18 protein-coding genes and 1 pseudogene are annotated in these 17,744 nt (G+C 64.5%); 4 read left to right on the top strand and 15 right to left on the bottom strand.

All coding sequences use genetic code 11. From position 1 onward, the window contains the following. The 5 genes from ACFSQT_RS29350 to ACFSQT_RS29330 all read right to left on the bottom strand — a co-directional run. A partial coding sequence (locus ACFSQT_RS29350; protein ID WP_379024715.1) for a hydantoinase/oxoprolinase family protein occupies positions 1 to 1,278 on the bottom strand: 1,278 nt, incomplete at its 3' end. After that, on the bottom strand, positions 1,275 to 2,945 hold the full coding sequence (locus tag ACFSQT_RS29345) for a thiamine pyrophosphate-binding protein (protein WP_379024713.1): 1,671 nt from the start codon (positions 2,943 to 2,945) through the stop codon (positions 1,275 to 1,277). The genes ACFSQT_RS29345 and ACFSQT_RS29350, both read right to left, overlap by 4 nt. A 117-nt stretch (positions 2,946 to 3,062) precedes the next feature. After that, entirely contained in the window at positions 3,063 to 4,469 is a 1,407-nt protein-coding gene (locus ACFSQT_RS29340; RefSeq protein ID WP_379024711.1) for an FAD-binding oxidoreductase, read from the bottom strand. 56 nt (positions 4,470 to 4,525) lie between these two features. After that, entirely contained in the window at positions 4,526 to 5,290 is a 765-nt protein-coding gene (locus ACFSQT_RS29335; protein WP_379024709.1) for an amino acid ABC transporter ATP-binding protein, read from the bottom strand. Positions 5,291 to 5,300: 10 nt separating this feature from the next. After that, on the bottom strand, positions 5,301 to 6,134 hold the full coding sequence (locus tag ACFSQT_RS29330; protein ID WP_379024707.1) for an amino acid ABC transporter permease: 834 nt from the start codon (positions 6,132 to 6,134) through the stop codon (positions 5,301 to 5,303). Here ACFSQT_RS29330 and ACFSQT_RS29325 point away from each other — a divergent pair. Next, on the top strand, positions 6,133 to 6,303 hold the full coding sequence (locus tag ACFSQT_RS29325; RefSeq protein ID WP_379024705.1) for a hypothetical protein: 171 nt from the start codon (positions 6,133 to 6,135) through the stop codon (positions 6,301 to 6,303). The two genes, ACFSQT_RS29330 and ACFSQT_RS29325, sit on opposite strands and share 2 nt — an antisense overlap. An 80-nt stretch (positions 6,304 to 6,383) precedes the next feature. Here ACFSQT_RS29325 and ACFSQT_RS29320 read toward each other — a convergent pair whose 3' ends face one another. From ACFSQT_RS29320 to ACFSQT_RS29275, 10 genes and pseudogenes are all read right to left on the bottom strand, one after another. Beyond that, complete coding sequence (locus tag ACFSQT_RS29320) at positions 6,384 to 7,547, bottom strand: ABC transporter permease subunit (RefSeq protein WP_379024703.1); 1,164 nt, start codon at positions 7,545 to 7,547, stop codon at positions 6,384 to 6,386. An 80-nt stretch (positions 7,548 to 7,627) separates the two neighbouring features. Further along, positions 7,628 to 8,662, bottom strand: a complete 1,035-nt coding sequence (locus ACFSQT_RS29315) for an amino acid ABC transporter substrate-binding protein (protein WP_379024701.1) — start codon at positions 8,660 to 8,662, stop codon at positions 7,628 to 7,630. Positions 8,663 to 8,749: 87 nt separating this feature from the next. Then, positions 8,750 to 9,700 carry a LysR substrate-binding domain-containing protein gene (locus ACFSQT_RS29310; RefSeq protein ID WP_379024699.1) on the bottom strand — a complete coding sequence of 317 codons (951 nt, stop codon included), beginning with the start codon at positions 9,698 to 9,700 and terminating at the stop codon, positions 8,750 to 8,752. Positions 9,701 to 9,779: 79 nt separating this feature from the next. Continuing rightward, positions 9,780 to 10,529, bottom strand: a complete 750-nt coding sequence (locus tag ACFSQT_RS29305) for an SDR family NAD(P)-dependent oxidoreductase (RefSeq protein ID WP_379024697.1) — start codon at positions 10,527 to 10,529, stop codon at positions 9,780 to 9,782. 11 nt (positions 10,530 to 10,540) lie between these two features. Further along, complete coding sequence (locus ACFSQT_RS29300) at positions 10,541 to 11,251, bottom strand: SDR family oxidoreductase (RefSeq protein WP_379024695.1); 711 nt, start codon at positions 11,249 to 11,251, stop codon at positions 10,541 to 10,543. A 289-nt stretch (positions 11,252 to 11,540) separates the two neighbouring features. Next, positions 11,541 to 12,329 carry a FadR/GntR family transcriptional regulator gene (locus tag ACFSQT_RS29295; RefSeq protein WP_379024693.1) on the bottom strand — a complete coding sequence of 263 codons (789 nt, stop codon included), beginning with the start codon at positions 12,327 to 12,329 and terminating at the stop codon, positions 11,541 to 11,543. Positions 12,330 to 12,379: 50 nt separating this feature from the next. After that, positions 12,380 to 12,726, bottom strand: a pseudogene (locus tag ACFSQT_RS29290) (RidA family protein). A gap of 12 nt (positions 12,727 to 12,738) precedes the next feature. Next, complete coding sequence (locus tag ACFSQT_RS29285) at positions 12,739 to 13,545, bottom strand: SDR family NAD(P)-dependent oxidoreductase (protein ID WP_379024691.1); 807 nt, start codon at positions 13,543 to 13,545, stop codon at positions 12,739 to 12,741. Then, positions 13,538 to 14,350: a shikimate dehydrogenase family protein gene (locus ACFSQT_RS29280; protein ID WP_379024689.1), complete on the bottom strand. Its 813-nt coding sequence runs from the start codon at positions 14,348 to 14,350 to the stop codon at positions 13,538 to 13,540. The genes ACFSQT_RS29285 and ACFSQT_RS29280 overlap by 8 nt, the downstream gene beginning before the upstream one ends. Before the next feature lie 4 nt (positions 14,351 to 14,354). After that, positions 14,355 to 15,245 carry a 2-hydroxy-3-oxopropionate reductase gene (locus ACFSQT_RS29275; RefSeq protein ID WP_379024686.1) on the bottom strand — a complete coding sequence of 297 codons (891 nt, stop codon included), beginning with the start codon at positions 15,243 to 15,245 and terminating at the stop codon, positions 14,355 to 14,357. Positions 15,246 to 15,359: 114 nt separating this feature from the next. Here ACFSQT_RS29275 and ACFSQT_RS29270 point away from each other — a divergent pair, with 114 nt between their 5' ends. Genes ACFSQT_RS29270 through ACFSQT_RS29260 form a run of 3 tightly spaced genes read left to right on the top strand, consistent with a single transcriptional unit; the run spans position 15,360 to position 17,355 of the window. After that, positions 15,360 to 16,124 carry an HpcH/HpaI aldolase family protein gene (locus ACFSQT_RS29270; protein WP_379022687.1) on the top strand — a complete coding sequence of 255 codons (765 nt, stop codon included), beginning with the start codon at positions 15,360 to 15,362 and terminating at the stop codon, positions 16,122 to 16,124. 14 nt (positions 16,125 to 16,138) lie between these two features. Continuing rightward, positions 16,139 to 17,098 carry an NAD(P)/FAD-dependent oxidoreductase gene (locus ACFSQT_RS29265; protein ID WP_379024684.1) on the top strand — a complete coding sequence of 320 codons (960 nt, stop codon included), beginning with the start codon at positions 16,139 to 16,141 and terminating at the stop codon, positions 17,096 to 17,098. Beyond that, on the top strand, positions 17,026 to 17,355 hold the full coding sequence (locus ACFSQT_RS29260; RefSeq protein WP_379024682.1) for an NAD(P)/FAD-dependent oxidoreductase: 330 nt from the start codon (positions 17,026 to 17,028) through the stop codon (positions 17,353 to 17,355). Before ACFSQT_RS29265 ends, ACFSQT_RS29260 begins: the two co-directional genes overlap by 73 nt. Positions 17,356 to 17,744: the final 389 nt, after the last annotated feature.

Genomic DNA, 17,744 nt, shown 5'->3' with positions numbered 1-17,744 from the left:
CGAAGGCGTCGACATGGCGTCGAGCGACAGTCGTTCGCCGACATCGCGCAGGATGGCCTGTTCGGAGGCGGACGTGTCGAGCCGGATCGCACCACCGGCAAAATTGTCGGGATCGAGCTTGCGAGCACCAGGTCGGCATCGGTGATCGCCGGGCGCTTGGCCGCCGCGGCCATAGCAGGCCGGACCGGGTTCCGAGCCGGCGCTTTCCGGTCCGGTCTGGATGCGGCCCATGGCATCGACCCAGGCGATGGAGCCGCCGCCGGCGCCGATCTCGATCATCTCGATTACCGGAATCGAGATCGGCATGCCGGAACCCTTGCAGAAGCGATAGGTGCGTGCCACCTCGAACGTCCTCGCCGTGCGCGGCGCATAGTCCTCGATCAGGCAGATCTTGGCGGTGGTGCCGCCCATGTCATAGGAGACGACCTTCTCCAGGCCGAAACGCCTGGCGATGTCGGCGGCGAAGATGGCGCCGCCGGCCGGGCCGGATTCGACGAGGCGCACGGGAAATTCCGAGGCGATTTGGACAGAGATCAGGCCGCCGCCCGAATGGATCATGAAGACCGGGCACTCGGCGCCCATGTCTTTCAGCCGCGTCTGGAAACGGGCGAGGTAGTCGGCCATTTGCGGCCGCACATAGGCGTTGGCGCAGACCGTGTTGAAGCGCTCGAACTCGCGCATCTGCGGCGAGACTTCGGCGCTGATCGATATCGGCATGCTGAGCTTGCGGGAGAGGATCTCGCGCGCCCGCCGCTCATGGGCTGGATTGGTGTAGGAGTGGATGAAACCGATCGCCACCGAGCCGAAGCCGCCGGCCGCGATCCTGTCGGCGATCTCTTGGAGAGCGGCCTCGTCGAGCGGCTGCAGTTCCTGGCCCTCGGCGCCGATGCGGCCCTTGACCGTGAAGCGGTGCTCGCGCGGGATCAGCGGCGTCGGCAACTGGAGGTTCAGGTCATATTGCTCGAAGCGGTTTTCGGTGCGCATCTCGATGACGTCGCGAAACCCTTCGGTCGTGACCAGCGCGGTCTTGGCGCCGCGCCGCTCGATCAGCGCGTTCGTCGCCAGCGTCGTGCCGTGGATGATGATGCCGATCTCGGCCAGCGAGATCCCGGCGTCGCGGGTGACGATGTCGATGCCGTCGAGGATCGCCTGCTCGGGCGCCGTATAATTGGTGAGCACCTTGGTGGAGATGATCGTTCCACGCAAATCGAGGGCGATGTCGGTGAACGTGCCGCCGATGTCCGCGCCGAGACGGATGTCGTCGTTCTTGGAGTTCATGCCTTGGCCTTCTGGGAAGCGAGCGCGGCGTCGCGCATCTGGGAGAGGGTCTGCCGGGGCGTCAGCGCCTCGGGCGAGATGGCGATGTCGAGAACGGCGCCCGTCGCCGAGTTGAGCGCCCGGCCGAACGCGGCGACGAAATCCTGTGTCGACGCGACCCGCTCGGCGTGGAAGCCATAGGCCTTTGCCAAGGTCACGAAGTCGGGGTTCTCGAGCGAGGTTCCAGAAACGCGGGCCGGATAGTGACGCTCCTGATGCGCGCGGATCGTGCCGTAGATGCCGTTGTTGAGGATCAGCACGATCGGCTGCGCGCCCGCCTGCATGGCGGTGCCAAGCTCCTGGCAATTCATCTGGAAGTCGCCGTCGCCGGCAAAGCAGACGACAGTGCGCTCTGGAAACGCGACCTTCGCGGCGACCGCCGCCGGCAGGCCGTAACCCATGGCGCCGGACTGCGGGGCAAGCAGGCGTGCCTCCGGTCCGAACTTGAAGAACTTGTTCGGCCACACGGTGAAATTGCCGGCGCCGTTGGTGAGGATGACGTCGGCGGGCAGGGTCTCGCGCAGCCAGGCGCTCACCGCCACCATATCGACCGGGCCTGGCTGGACGGGTGCGGAGAATGTCCCTTCATAGGCCTTGCGCGCCGCCGCGCGCCATTCCGTCCAGCGACCCTTCACCGGCGTCAGGGCCTTGGCGAAGGCGTTTGGGCCGGCATGGATGCCGAGCGCCGGCACATAGATCTTGCCGATCTCGCGGTCAGAGCCATGGACATGGATCAGCTTCTGGCGCGGCACCGGCACGGAGAGCAGCGTGTAGCCATCCGTCGTCATCTCGCCGAAGCGCACATTGACGGCCAGGATCACGTCGGCGTCGCGGATCAGATTTTTGACATGCGCGACCATGCCGACGCCGGCCTCGCCGACGAAGGCCGGCGAATGGTTGTCGAACTGATCCTGATAGCGGAAGGCGGCCACGACCGGTATGTCGGAGGCCTGGGCGAAAGCCTGCAGCGCCGCGCGCCCGTCCGCCGTCCAATTGGCGCCGCCCATCAGCAGCACCGGCCTCTCGGCCGCCGCCAGCAGCTTGAGGGCCGACGCAGTCGCGTCCGCGCTCGGCGCCGGCTCGAAAATCGCCGCCGGGCCGCTCAGCCGTGCAGCCTCGGTCAGGGTGGTCAGCATGTCTTCCGGCAGCGCGACCACAACCGGGCCGGGCCGTCCGGTCGTGGCGGTGGTCCAGGCCCGCGCCACGATCTCCGGCAGCCGCGCGACGTCGTCGATCTCGACCGCCCATTTAGCGACGGTGCCGAACACGGCGCGGTAGTCGATCTCCTGGAAGGCTTCGCGGCCCCTCATGTCGGTGCCGACCTGGCCGACGAACAGGATCATCGGCGAACTGTCCTGCATGGCGGTGTGGACGCCGATGCTGGCATTGGTGACACCCGGGCCGCGCGTCACGAAGCAGAGGCCCGGCATGCCCGTCAGCTTGCCATAGGCCGAGGCCATGAAGGCCGCGCCACCCTCATTGCGGCAGAGAATGTAGTCCAGCCTGCCATGCGTGTCGTGCAGGGCGTCGAGGACGGCGAGGTAACTTTCGCCGGGCACGCCGAAGCTCTTGGTCGCGCCCAGCGCGATCAGGCATTCGACAAGAAGGCGACCGCCATTGCGGATCATGCTTCAGCATCCTCGAGATTGGTGGCAAGCGGACCGAGCCTGCCTTTTCGGATTTATACCTGCACTCTGGCGGGTCGGGGCGAAATCAAGAAATGCGGACTATTCGAAAGTTTTTCTTTACTGTGGCGGCCGCACCAGAACACCGGGATTCATCGTGCCCTTTGGATCGAGCGCGCCCTTCAGCCGTGCCATGAGCTCGCGCTCCACGGGACCCCTGTTGCGGTCGGCCATGGCGATCTTGGCGCGGCCGAGCCCATGCTCGGCCGCGAAGCTGCCACCCATCTCCGTGGCGAGCGCCGACAGCGCCTCGGCGAACTGCCCGGCCTTGCCATCGAAATCCGCGCGGCCTTCCGGCGGCGACAGATTGTAGTGGATGTTGCCGTCGCCGAGATGCCCGAACGGGTTGATCCGCACGCCTGGCAGAATGTCGTCGCAGACTTTTGCGCCAGCCTCGATGAAGCGGGCGATCGCGCCCGGCGGCACCGAGATGTCGTGCTTGAGCTGATCGCCCTCCAGCCGCTGTCCTTCCGGCTGCTCTTCGCGGAGCCGCCAGAACTGCGCCCGGCGCGCGCCCGACGTCGCCAGCGCGCCGTCGAGGACCAGGCCTTGTTCCATGCCCCATTCCAGCGCCGAACCGAGGATCTCGTCCAACGGAACGCGCTGCGAGCCCGATGCCAGTTCGACCAGCAGATAGACGTCGCCCCGCGTCTCCAACTGGTAGGAAAGATCAGGCAGATGCTTGAGCGCCAGCTCCAGGCCGAGATCGCAGAAGAATTCGAGGCCGGTCAGGAACTCCCCGGCCTCGGCGCGCAGGAAGGCGCCGAACGACACGGCGGCGGCAAAGTCGGGCATGACCAGCAGCGCCCCGGCCTGCTGCCTTGGCGTCGGATAGAGACGCAGCACCGCGCGCGTCACGATGCCGAGCGTGCCTTCGGCGCCGCAAAACAGCTTGCGCAGTTGATAGCCGGCATTGTCCTTCTGCACCGCACGCATCCCATCCCATATCGCGCCGTCCGGGGTCACGACCTCCAGACCCAGGACCAGATCCTGCATCATTCCGAAGCGGAAAGCCTGGCTGCCGCCGGCATTGGTGCCGATCAGACCGCCGATCCTGGCGCTGCCTTCGGCGCCCAGATGCATCGGGAACATCAGGCTGTGCGGCTCCAGCGCCTCGTGCAGCGCGGCGAGCACGACGCCGGCCTCCACGGCGATCGAGCCGCTGTCGAGATCCGGCTTGCCGATCGCCGTCATGCGCGACAGCGAGACGATCACCGCGTTCTGTTGTTCGGTGACAGCGCCGCCGCAAAGCCCGGTATTGCCGCCTTGCGGCACGACCGCCAGTCCGGCCTCCCGGCATACCTTGACGACACTGGCGACCTCGGACGTGTCCGCGGGCCGCGCGACGCCCAGGGGCGCTACGCCATGGCGGTTGAGCCAATCGCGCTGGTAGGGCTCGGCGTCATGGCCCGAAAGCCAGCCTTTCGGCCCGAGGATCTCGCGCAGCGCGGCTGCTGGGTCAGTCATGAAGGTACCTGATGATGTGGCATGCTGGGTGAACGTTGCATCTTCCCAAATGCCGTTCAATGACCCAGCACCTGCGACAGGAACTGCCGCGTGCGCTCGTTGCGGGACGCGGCGAAGAATTCTTCTGGCGGCGCCTCCTCGACGATCTCGCCGCCATCCATGAAGATCACCCTGTCGGCGACGCGGCGGGCGAAGCCCATCTCATGCGTGACGCAGATCATCGTCATGCCTTCGGAGGCAAGCGTGACCATCACGTCGAGCACCTCCGAGATCATTTCCGGATCGAGCGCCGAGGTCGGCTCGTCGAACAGCATGATCTGCGGCTGCATGCAAAGGGCGCGCGCGATCGCGACCCGCTGCTGCTGGCCGCCGGAGAGCTGGCCGGGAAACTTCATCGCCTGTTCGGGAATGCGAACCTTTTCCAGATAGCGCCGGGCGGTTGCCTCGGCCTCAGCTCGCGGCTGCTTGCGCACGATCATCGGCGAAAGCATGCAGTTGTCCAGCACCGTCATGTGCGGGAACAGGTTGAAGTGCTGGAACACCATGCCGACCTCCCGCCTGATCCCGTCGATGTTGCCGGCATCGTCGTTGAGCTCGGTGCCTAGCACGGTGACGCGACCGCCATTGTGCTGTTCGAGGCGGTTGATGCAGCGGATCATGGTCGACTTGCCGGAGCCGGAGGGACCGCAGATGACGATCTTTTCGCCCCGCTCCACGGACAGGTTCACCTTCCGCAGCGCGTGGAACGTGCCGTAATATTTGTCGAGGTTGTCGATCTGGACCGCAGGGCCGGCGGAAGGCGACGAAACGCCTGAAATCATGTGCGCCTCCCTACCGTTCGCCGACCGACATGCGGCGCTCGAGAAAGGCGCCGTAGCGGGACAGGCTGAAGACGAAGACGAAGTAGATGAGGGCGATGAAGGCGTAGACTTCGACATAGGCGAAGCGCCACTCGCCGGTTCCGTAGGCGGCGTTGCCGGACGCCAGGATCTCGAAGAAGCCGACGATGACCACCAGCGAGGTCTCCTTGAACGAGATGACGAACTGGTTGATCGTGGCCGGCAGCGCGTTGCGCATGGCCTGCGGCAAGAGGATGCGGCCGATGCGCTGCCAATAGCTCATGCCAAGCGCCATGGCGGCTTCCTCCTGTCCCGCAGGAACGCCCTGCATGCCGCCTCTGACGATCTCCGCCTGATAGGCCGAGAAGAACAAAGCCGAGCCGAGGATCACCCGGTACAGTTTGTCGCCCTGCAGCCATTGCGGCAGCGCGAACGGCAGCACGATGGCGAAGGTGAACAGGATCGAGATCAGCGGCAGCGAACGCACCCCGTCGATGATGAGGCCGGTGGTCCGCGATATCCAGGGCAGGTCCGAGCGGCGCAGCAGAGCCAGACAGATCGCCAGCGGGAATCCGATCAGGCAGGTGGTGACGAAGATGAACAGGGTCAGCGCCAGTCCGCCCCAGGCTTCCTCGCCGACATGGGCAAGGCCAAGCACGCCGCCTTTCATCAGCACGTAGTAGAGAGCCGCTCCGGTTCCCCATACCAGCGCGATGCGGCGTCCGGTCCAGAAGGCCGGGATGCAGCTCAGCACCGTCATCACCACCACGGTGACGCAGGCGAGCGCCGAACGCCATTGCTCTTCGAAGGGATAGAGGCCGAACATGATGATACGCCATCTGGCCGCGATGACCGACCAGCAGGCTCCAGCCGCGGCCTGGCAGGCTTCCGGCCCGCCGCTGGTGCTGAACACGGCCGAGAAGATCGCCCAGTTCAGCAGCTTCCAGCCCAGGAAGACCATGATCGCCAGTGAGACCAACGACCGCAAGGCCTGAAGCGGCGTCGCAAAGAAGCGCCGTCTCAGATCCTCGAGCCTTCCGGGAGCGGGTGGAGCGATAACGACCATCTCCATCTCTCATCCCCTCAGTTGATTGCCCTTGAGGGCGATTGCTTTGTTGACGCGGTTGAAGATGGCGGCGAGGCTGAGGTTGATGGCGAGGAAGCCTGCCATCAGGATGCCGATCGATTCCAAGGTCTGGCCGGAGTGGTTGATCGTCAACGACACGATCATGAAGAAGTCGGTGAAGCCGATTGCGATGCCCATCGTCGTCGCCTTGATCAGCCAGACATACTGGTTGGCGAGGATCGGCAACATGGCGCGCAGCGCAAGCGGCAGCTTGACCAGCGTGAACACCCGCCAGGGGCTGAGGCCCAGCGAAAGTGCTGCCTCGACCTGACCCTTGCCGACTGATTTGAAGCCGCCGCGCACGATCTCGGCGATGTAGGAGCCGCCATAGATGGCGATGGCGACCGCGAGCGCGGAAAACTCCGGTGGAATGCGCAGGCCGCCCCTCAGGTTCAGGCCTTGGAGGGCCGGAAAGTCAAGCAGCGGCGCGTCGGGCACGCGGCCGACAACGAGGATGATGGCTGCAACGGCCAGTGCCGCTGCGGCGGTGGCAAGCTGTATGGAGGAACGCTGGCCGATTGGCTGGCTCAGATGTGACGTCCGGCCAAGCCAAGCCGGCAGCACGATGGCGGCCATCACGGCCAATATGGCCAGCGCCATTGCCACGCCGTCGACATTCGGGAACGGGATGTAGAGTCCCCGGCTGGTGAGCAGAAAACCCCATGCCTCGTGCGCGGCGCGCGGCGTCGGAAGATGGGTGATGAGCGCGTACCAGAAGAAGACCTGGAGGATCAGCGGGATGTTGCGGAAGATGTCGACATAGGTGCGGCCGAGCAGCCGCGCCAATTCGTTGGAGGAGGTCCGCGCCAGCCCGACGATCGTGCCGACGATCGTAGCCAGCATCAGTCCGACGCTGCCCAGGAACAGCGTGTTGATGATGCCGATGAGGAAGAACCACCAATAGGGATCGTTGGCCGTGGCGGGCAGGAGCGAGAAGTTCACGTCCCAGCCCGTCGACTTGTACAGGAAATCGAAGCCGGAAGTGATCCCTTGCTCAGCAAGGTTGCGCCGCGCGATCACCACGCCGGCAAGCACCAGCGCGGCAAGCGAGCCGACATAGAGGATCTGCAACAGCGCGTTGCGGACCTTCTGATTTCTTAGCAGGCTGCTCATGGACCGATCCTTCCCGAATTGTCGCCGACCCCGCCCGGCACGAGCCGGGCGGGGCGAGGGTGGGATGCGTTAAGAACGGATCAGTCGATCACCAGCGGGAACAGGACGCCGCCATTGTTCCAGAGGTTGGTCAGGTCACGATCCATCTTGTAGGGCGAGTCCTTGCCGAGATCGCGATCGAAGATCTCCGAATAGTTTCCGACCTTCTTGATGACGTTGTAGGCCCAGTCGTCGGGCAGGCCGAGACCCTTGCCCATGCCCGGTGCCGCACCCAGGAACTTGGCGACCGCCGGCGATGTCGGCTTGGCCTTGATCTCGTCGACATTCTTGGAGGTGATGCCTTCCTGTTCGGCGAAGAGCAGGGCGCTGAGCGTCCAGTTGGCGACGTCGACCCAATTGTCGTCGCCCTGCCGCACGATCATGACCTCCGGCTCGACCGCGATCACGTCAGGCAGGATCACATGGTCTTCGACCTTGCCCTTGGCCACACGCGCGATGGCGAGGACCGGACCCCATTGCGCATAGAGGTCGCAACGGCCGGAGAAGTAGGCCTGTTCGAGCTCTTCCGTCTTTTCGATGACGACCGGCTCAAGCTTGATTCCGATCTTCTGGCTGTAGGCAGCGACCTGCTGTTCGATGGTTGTGCCCGCAGGGATGCAGATCGTGCCGCCCTGTGCGTCCTTGAGCGACTTCAGGTTGAGCTCCTTGTGCGCCATCACCTTGGTCGTGCCGAGGTAGTACGACATCGAGAACTGGAGCCCCAGTTCCGTGTCGCGGCTCAGCGTGCCGCCCGAGGCCTTGATGACGATGTCGATATCGCCCGACTGCAGCGACGGCCAGCGCTGCGCCCAGCTGATCGGCACGATCTTCAATTTCGCCGGATCGCCGAACACGGCGGTGGCCACAGCCCGGCAAAGGTCGATGTCCATGCCCTTCCAGTTGCCCTTGTCGTCCACCTCGGCAAAGCCGAGATAGGAGCCGTCATGGCCGGTGCAGTTGAGCACGCCGCGCGCCTTGACGGTTTCGAGCGTCTTGCCGCCGGCGGCCTCGGCCGGCACTGCGAAATGCACGAGCCCCAGGGCCAGGGCCGCAGCCCCCCATTGCATCATTTTCATGTTGATTGTCTCCACTGTTGAGGTTGTTCGGTTTCTTGTTGTTGGAGCCGCGAAAGAGGCTTTGCAGCTCGGTCTCGAAGCCGCTCCCTAATCGGAGAACGGGGTCGGTTTCGGCAGAGAGGAAATCTTCAGATCGCTTCGCCAATCCTGCTGGGCCAGCCATCGATGCAGGGCGGCAACCGCCTTCACGCGCAGGTGCCCGCGCGGAACGACAAGGTAGAAACCGGGGACTTCTTCCGGCCTCATATCGGCAATGGCGTCGCGGCCGATCGGCGCGACCAGCGCGCCCGAACGGAAATCCTCCTCGGCGTCGATGACGGAGACCAGGCCCACGCCGATGCCTTGCAGGGTCGCGCGGCGCATGGTCGCCGCATCGTCGAAGCTGATGCTGCGGTCGCCATCCGACAGCTCTACCCCGAGGTGCCGCAATATGTCCGGCCACAGGCGTTTCGACTTGACGGTGTCGAGCAGCGTGAACTTCGTCAGATCATGCGCCGACTTGATCTTCTCGCCGATCGCCGGCGTGCAGCAGATAATCTTCGGGTCCGGCACCAGCAGCGTGGTTTCGTAGTCCGGCCAGCTGCCGTAGCCCCACTGCACCGTCATATCGATGTCGTCGCGCCCGAAATCGGGCAGGTCGACCATCGTCGTCAGGCGAAGATCCGCGCCCGGCAGGATCTCGCGGAAGAGCGAAAGCCTGGGCAGCAGATAGTGCGTGGCGAAATACGGGCTCGCATTGAGGTTGATGCGGTCGCGGTAGGTCGATTTGGTGACGCGGCGCACACCTTCCGAAAACTCGTCGAAGCCGGCTTTGACGTAGTGCGAGAGCAGGATCGCCTGCTCGGTCAGTTCGATCGATCGGCCCTTGCGCTCGAAAAGCGTCACCTGGAGCGTGTCCTCCAGAAGCTTGATCTGCTGGCCGACCGCTTGCGGTGTGACCAGCAATTCATCCGCGGCCTGCCGAAAACTCTTGTGCTGCGCGACGGCGTGGAAGACGCGAAGAGCGTTCAGCGAGGGAAGGCGCAGCTTGCCGGTCATCGAAAATTCCGCTCCTTCCGCTCGAGGCTCCGTTGATCATGCACTGCCATATTTCAGTCGCCGGTTGCGGAAAACCGCCTCAGGCGTAGATATAACCACCTGAAACAATTACGTTTTCACCGGTCATGTAAGTGTTCTTGGGACCGCCCGTCATGAGCACCCACTCGGCGATCTCGGTCGGCTCGGCGCCACGGCCGAGCGGGCTCGCCTTGGCCAGTTCCTCGAGGAAGCCAAGGGCTTTCGCCTTCTCCGTGGCCATGCCGGCGGGCGCCACCGAATTCACCAGGATCCCGTCCTTCGCCACGTGATGGGCGAAGGAGCGCGTCAGGCTGACGACGGCGGCCTTCGTCGCCGCATAGTGGGCGTTCTGTGGATGCGCCTTGAAAGCGTCGACAGAGGTCAGGTTCACGATTCGCCCGCGCACATGGGCTTTCGGCTCCTGCGGCTGCATGTGGCGGACCGCCGCCACCATCATGTGGTAGGTGCCCTTGATGTTGATGCCGTTGGAGGCATCCCAATCGGCGTCGCTGATTTCGAGGAGCGGACGGCGCGGATAGATCGCGGCGCAATTGATCAGCGTGTCGACGCGTCCGAGCTTGGAAACGATGGTGTCGAACGCGGTATGGCACTGAGGGCCGATCTGGATGTCGCAGGCAGCGGTCGCGGTCAGCAAGCCCTTGGCCTTCGCCGGCGCGAGCGCCGTTTCGGCAGCTTCCTTGTTGATGTCGATGATGCCGATCTTCGTCGCCCCGGCCTCCACGGCCATTTGAGCCAGAAGGGCGCCGAGGCCGGCACCACCGCCAACGATCAGAACGGAAAGATTCTTCATTCCAGTTTTCCTTACTTGGTGCCGCTCGGCGAGGTTGGCCAGGTCGGCATGATGTCGAAACGGGTAACGTCGGCCCATGGGGGGAGCCCAAGCACCGCGACGACCATCCTGGCCACGTCATCCGGTTGCACCACTTTGTTGGCGTACATGGCAGCACGCGCCTTGGCGTCGAGAATGTCCTGGTAGAGCTGCGTCTCGACACGGCCGGCAACGATCTCGGTGACGCGTATGCCTGATGGGGAGAGGTCGGCGCGTAGCGCGGCGGCAAAGCCTGAGATCGCCGCCTTGGTTGCCGCATAGACGGCAATGTTGGAGAATGCCGCGTGGCCGGCGACGGAGCCGGTGAACAGGATGTGGCCAGACTGCCGCTCGCGCATCTGCGGCACGACGAGGCGGGTGAGCAGGATCGCCGCGCTGAGGTTCACCTCCAGCGTGGTGTCGATGTCGGCGATCTTCATATCGGCGAAATTGCCGAGGGGCGGCATGATGCCGGCATTGTTGATCAGCACGTCGATGGTGAGATCCGCCAGGACCGCTTCCAGCGCCTCGCGATCGGTGACGTCGACGGCGATCGGCACAATGCCGGGCCGCTCGGCCTGCAGCGCCTTGAGCGCGGCCTGGCTGCGTCCGACGGCATAGACGTCGTAGCCGGCGTCGCTCAACGCGATCGCCATGGCCCGCCCGATGCCGCTTGTCGCTCCTGTGATGAAGGCTGCCGTCACGTGGGCTTCCCCGTTTGCCTGTTTTCAGTGTGCGGCGCGGACCGATGCCGCGAAACCAAGAAAACCAGCAAATAGGAAAGATAAACTTTCGATTTTTCCTTTCGTGTACGAAAGCTGGATCGGTATCCTCTTGGACGCCAGCGCCGCAAACCAGTGGAAACAGCAGGAAAACGAGGCCCTCACGCACCTGAAACGGCTGCGGCCAGCCGACGGAACAAAAAACATGGCTTTCGCAATACGTGGCTAATTTGGTCCAGGCGCTTGCGTATACGATCGAATTCGCCAGGCCTTATCCGCCCGCCGGGACACGCCGCTTCATCTCGGTGAACAGAGAGGCCGCGGCCGCCTTCTGCTCCGCGTCCGTCGCTTCGACGCCGGAAGCCCGGGCCAGGGCGCGCACGCGACCGAGGCTGTTGTGCAGATGCTTGCGCATGGCCTGGCGCGCCGCGCGGCCGTCCTGCCTGTCGATGGCGTCGACGATGGCTTTGTGCTCGTTGTGGATGCGCGCGTAGTAGCTGTCCTTGAGCTCGGGTGCGACGACATAGCCGAGACTGAAGCGCGGAACGATGATCGGCCCGAGATAGCTCAGGAAGCCGTGGATGAATTCGTTGCGCGCGGCCTTGGCGATCGCCAGGTGGAAATCATAATCGTAGTGGATCTGGACCACGGCGGGATCGGCCTGCTGGGCATCGACCTGCTCCATCAGGGCACGGATTGCATTCGCCTCCGCGTCGGTTCGCCGTTCCGCGCAGAGCCCGGCGGACTCCACCTCGACGCTTAGCCTGAGCTCGAGCAGAGCGATGGTTTCCGGCAAGGTCCTGAGCGCCTCGTCGGGGATCGAGAACTTGCGCGGCGCCGGCGTTTCGCTGACGAACATGCCGCGGCCCTGCTGCGGCACCACCATGCCTTCCGAGCGCAACCGCGCCACCGCTTCCCGCACGACGGTGCGGCTGACGTCGTACTCGGCGCAAAGCTCCGCCTCGGTCGGCAGCTGCGCGCCGGGAAGCAGCGATCCGGAACGGATCTTTTCGGACAGGCTTTCCGCCACGACGGTGGAAAGCGGCTTGCGCTTCGTCATCAGTCTCCCTCTCGCCAGATTCGCGATGATGCCCGAACCGGCAGGACCATTCAAACCGCCGCGGTGACGATCAGTTCGACCAGCATTCCGGCTTGGCCATGCGGCCTTCGCCGGAAGAGCGCGCCGGCGCATGTTCTTTCGGCATCCAGGCGTCCCAGACCGTGTTGACCTCATCGAAATCCCTGACGTCATCAACCCACATTTGGACGTGCAGGATGCGGGTCTTGTCCGTGCCTGCCTTGGCGAGCAGTGCGTCGATCTTGCCGAGCACCTCGCGCATCTGGTCGGCGGCGGACTGGCCCGGCCTCGCAACCTGGCCGGTGAGGTAGAGCGTGCCATTGTGGATGACGCCGTGGTGGATGCGGGTGTCGAAGTCGAAACGCTGGATGTCGCTCACGGATTGTCCTTGTCAGTTTGCCGGCATTCGCCGGATGGGGTTGCCTTGCAGATATTGCGCGTAGGGCGCCTGAACCAGCCAGCCGGCATCGACGGGGAGGGTGACACCGGTTATCGACGCCGCACGGTCAGAGCAGAGGAACAGGGCCGCCTCGGCCACGTCGCGCGGCTCGACGAAGCGGCGCAGCGCCGTGGTGGCCTGGATCGCTTCGGGGTTGCGCTCGCCCTTGGCGATCCTGGCCTTCAGTCCATCGGAAAGCGTATAACCGGGCGCGACGGCGTTGACGCGTACCCCATGCGGGCCCAGTTCCGCGGCCAGGATTTGTGTCAGCGCCAGGACCGCGTGCTTGCCGGGTGTGTAGGCCGGAAGCGACAGCGGCGCGAAGGAGGCGAGCGAGCCGACATTTAGGATGGCTCCGCGCCCGGCGGCCGACATCAGTCGGCCAAACACCTGGCACCCTAGCAGCGTGCCGCGATAGTTCACCCGCCACATCCTCTCGTCTTCGTCGAGATCCTGGTCGAGGACATGCTTGCCGCTCTGCAGGATGCCGGCGCAGTTGACGACGACATGCGGCGTGCCGAACGCAGCGCTGACGGCCTGCGCCAGCGCCTCCACCGATTGTGCATCGGCAACGTCGGTCTGAACAAACAGCGCGCGCGGCGCGCCCGCCGTCTCGCAGGCGCCGGCCGCCTCTTTGCCCCGGATCGTGTCCCGACCCGCGACGACGACTTGATGGCCGTCCTCGGCGAAGCGCAGCGCGATGGCACGGCCAATGCCGGAGGTGCCGCCGATGACGACGGCTGTCGGTGTCTCAACCATGGCCGCGGTCCTTGCGCTCGATGTCGAAAAATTCGGCCATGGCCTCGACCTGAAAATCCATCATCGGGCGTCCCGGCTGGATGCGGCAGCCGATTTGCTTCGCCGCCTTGAGCAGCGCCGTCTCGGCCGGCTCCATGATGATGTCGACAACCGTCATGTCAGGCGTCAGCTTGGTCACATCCATGGGCAGCGGATCGGTGGCCTTCAGCCCGGACGGCGTTGCGTTGATCGCCATGTCCATGCCGGTCGGATCGGGTTGGCCGATCTCGATATGGCATTTTGGGAAAGTCTTGCCGACGAGCGCGGCAAGTTTTGCAGCGCGATCGTGGTCGATGTCGGTCAGCCGGATCTCCGCCGCGCCTTCCTCGGCCAGGCAGTAGGTGAGCGACGCGCCGGCGCCGCCGGCGCCGACCTGGAGGATGCGGCGGCCGGCAATCTGGTGCCCGCCCGCCTTCAGCCCGTCGATGAAGCCGACGCCGTCGAAATTGTCGGCGTACCAGCTTCCATCAGGCAGCCTGCGCACGGAATTGGCACTCTGCACGCGCGCGGCGCGGTCGTGAGCGGCACTGCATTTATGGTAGACCGCGACCTTGTAGGGCACCGAGATGATCACGCCGCGGATGTTCTCGGCGGCCGTGATGCCGGCCCAGAAGGTTTCGAAATCCTCCGGGCGGCAGCTTAACGGCACCATCAGGCTGTCGAGGCCCTTCTGCTCGAAGATTTCGTTGAACATTCCGGGGCTCTTGGCATGACCCACGGGATGGGCCAGCATCACGAAGACATCGGCCTTGCCGGTTCCGCGCATCAGTTCATTCCTTTCCGTTTGACAGTTCATGGTCGCTCAGCATCTCGAGCGCCTGGACGAGGGATGAGTGGTCGGCCTCCGCGCCATCCGCTCGGGCAGAGCAGGCATTCATCAGCTGCTGCGCCGTGGCCGTGTTCGGCAGCGCGACGCCAAGCGCGCGGGCGCTTTCCAGCGCCAGATTGAGGTCCTTCTGGTGCAGCCGGATGCGAAAGCCCGGGGCAAACGTCCGGGCGATCATGCGCTCGCCATGCACTTCGAGCACGCGCGATGAGGCAAAGCCGCCCATCAAAGCGCCGCGCACCTTCGCCGGATCGCAGCCGGCCTTGCTGGCGAAGACGAGCGCTTCTGCCACGGCCTCGATGTTGAGCGCGACGACGATCTGGTTGGCGATCTTGCAGGTCTGCCCGGCGCCATTCTTTTCGCCGATCAGGGTGATGTTCTTGCCGAGCTTCTCAAAGATCGGCAGCGCCCGTTCGAACTCGGCAGCCGGCCCGCCGACCATGATGGTGAGGCTCGCCGCCTTGGCGCCGACCTCGCCGCCCGAGACCGGGGCGTCGAGGTAGCCGGCTCCGGCTGCCCGCAGCTTCGCGGCGAACTCGGCCGTGGCGATCGGGCTGATCGAACTCATGTCGATATCCAGCTTGCCAGCCGATATCCCCTCCAGCACGCCGTCCTGCCCAAGCAGGACTCGCTCCACGTCGGGCGTGTCGGGCAGCATGGTCACGATGATCTCGGATGTCCGCGCCACTTCGGCTGCTGACGCGACGACCGATGCGGTCAGCTCCTTCGGGAGAGGGGAACAGTTCAGCACGGTGACGATCTCATGCCCGGCATCGGCGAGATGACGCGCCATCGGCGCTCCCATGACGCCAAGCCCGATGAAACCGATCTTCATTTTCAACTCCCTTGCGGACCTCGCGTAACTGGCCTTGCAGCCAAAGTCAGCCATATGATATAGGACATCATACAAATTTCAATGGACCTTCTCTCACGGGAGACCGATCGCAAAATGCAGGAGCGCCGCAACACGTTGAAGACCGCCGTGACGGCCGGTCGGGCTCACATCGGCATCTGGTGCTCGCTGGCTTCGGCCCTCACCACCGAGATCGTCGCCGGCTCCGGAGCCGGCTGGGTGCTGATCGATGGCGAGCACAGCCCCAACCATCTGCGCAGCATCATGGCGCAGCTGCAGGTGATGGGCGGCTTCGACAGCGAGGCGGTGGTGCGGCTGCCCTCCGACGACGCCAATCTGATCAAGCAGGCGCTGGACATCGGCGCGCGCAGCCTGATGATCCCGAATGTGCGGACGGCCGATCAGGCCCGCGCCATCGTTGCGGCGATGACCTATGCCCCGGGCGGCTTCCGTGGCTTCTCCGTTGGCCACCGCGCCAACGCCTTCGGCCGCATCGCCGGCTACCATGCCAATGCGCGCACCCAGCAGCTTCTCGCGGTGCAGATCGAGGACGAGACGGGCGTGCCGAACGCCGCCGAGATCGCCGCGGTCGACGGTGTCGACGTTCTCTTCGTCGGCCCCGGCGACCTCTCGACCAATATGGGCGCCATGGGCAATCCCAATGCCCCCCATGTGCAGGAAGCCATCGCCTCCGTGCGCAAGGCGGCAGCAGGCGCAGGCAAGGCCAGCGGCATCCTGGCGCCGGCAAAGGCAGATGCCGACCGCTATCTCGCCGACGGCTTCACCATGGTGGCGGTCGGTTCGGACCTCGGCCTGCTGGCGCGGGGCTCGGATGCCCTGATCGCATCATTCAACCAGTAGACCGGAGACAGACCGTGGCAATCCCCTCTTACAAAGCGCCGTCACGCAGCGCCTACGATATCGTCATCGTCGGTGGCGCGGTCATCGGTTCGTCGACGGCCTATTGGCTGAGCCAGGCGCTGGGCAGCGGCGCCTCGATCCTCGTCGTCGAACGCGACTCAAGCTACGAGTTTTCCTCGACGGCGCTCTCCACTAGCGCCATCCGCCAGCAATATTCCAACCCGATCAATGTGAAGATCAGCCAGTTCGGCATCGAGATCATCCGAACCTTCCAGGAGCGGATGGCGCCCTTCTACAAGGACGAGCCGGCACCTGACCTCGGCTTTCGCGAGCATGGCTATCTCTACTGCTGCTCGCCCGAGGGCGTGGAAGCGGCGCGTGAGCGTGTCGATCTGCAGCGCAGTCTCGGCGCCCATACGGTCTTCCTCGAGCCGGGTCCGCTGAAGGAGCGCTTTCCCTGGCTGAATGTCGAGGATCTCGGCGGCGGTTCGTGGGGCTCCCGCGAAGAGGGCTGGTTCGATTCCATGGGCATGATGAACGGCTTCCGCCGCGCTGCCCGCGCCAGCGGCGTCGAGTATATCGACAATGCCGTGACCGCACTGGATCTTGCCGATGGGCGAGTCGGCTCGGTGCGCCTCGCGACGGGCCAGACGGTCGCATGCGCCACATTGGTCAACGCCGCCGGCCCCCGCGCGCAACAGGTCGCGGCCATGGCCGGTCTCTCCATCCCGGTGGCACCCTACAAGCGCTACAGCTTCGTCTTCGCCAGCGCCAATCCGATTCCCGGCCGCATGCCCAACGTCATCGACCTTTCCGGCACCTTCGTGCGTCCCGAAGGCGAGCTCTTCCTCACCGGTAACACGCCGCAGGGCGACGGGCGGCCGGCTATGACGATTTCGAAATGCACTTCGAGGAGTTCGACGACTACATCTGGCCGGCACTCTGGCACCGCATCCCGGCCTTCGATGCGCTGAAGGTCCAGACCAGCTGGACCGGTCACTACGAATACAACATGCTCGACCACAATGGCATTGTCGGCTTCCACCCCGGAGTGACCAACTTCATGTTCGCCAACGGCTTCTCTGGGCACGGCCTGCAGCAGTCGCCGGCCGTCGGCCGGGCGGTGTCGGAACTGATCGTCCACGGCGCCTTCCAGACGCTCGACCTGTCGCCATTCTGCTACGAGCGCATCCTGCGGAACGCACCGTTCCTGGAAGAAGCTGTGATATGAGAAGGCGAGGAAACCGCTGATCGTCTAGTTGCCTAGTTCGGGCTCGGCGACGTCTTCAGTCGGACCTAGCATTACGTGTCTGAGCAAGGCATATTGGCTTGGCATATTGGCCTGCATTTAAGGGGTCACCAATGAAAACTCCCCATCATATCCAATTGATGACGGACAGGATGGTTGAAACGGGTGCCCTGCGCGAAAAGCGTCGGCAGGCGCACCAAGTATTCGTGCGCCATCGTTTGATACACTAAGCTGGACCACTCTCTTTTTCTCCTTGTTCTGCCGATGGGGTCGCTGATCGCTAGCGTCGAGGCGTAGTGATTTGGACCAGATCGTTGGGCTCACCTTCTGTCCCAGCTGAGCCATTGCTCCCACAGCGGATGTCCGAATCG

The sequence above is a fragment of the Mesorhizobium calcicola genome, from assembly GCF_042682105.1.
Classification (GTDB): Bacteria; Pseudomonadota; Alphaproteobacteria; order Rhizobiales; family Rhizobiaceae; genus Mesorhizobium; species Mesorhizobium calcicola.
Note: the sequence above shows the minus strand (reverse complement) of the source record. Positions and strands in the feature narration are given on the sequence as shown.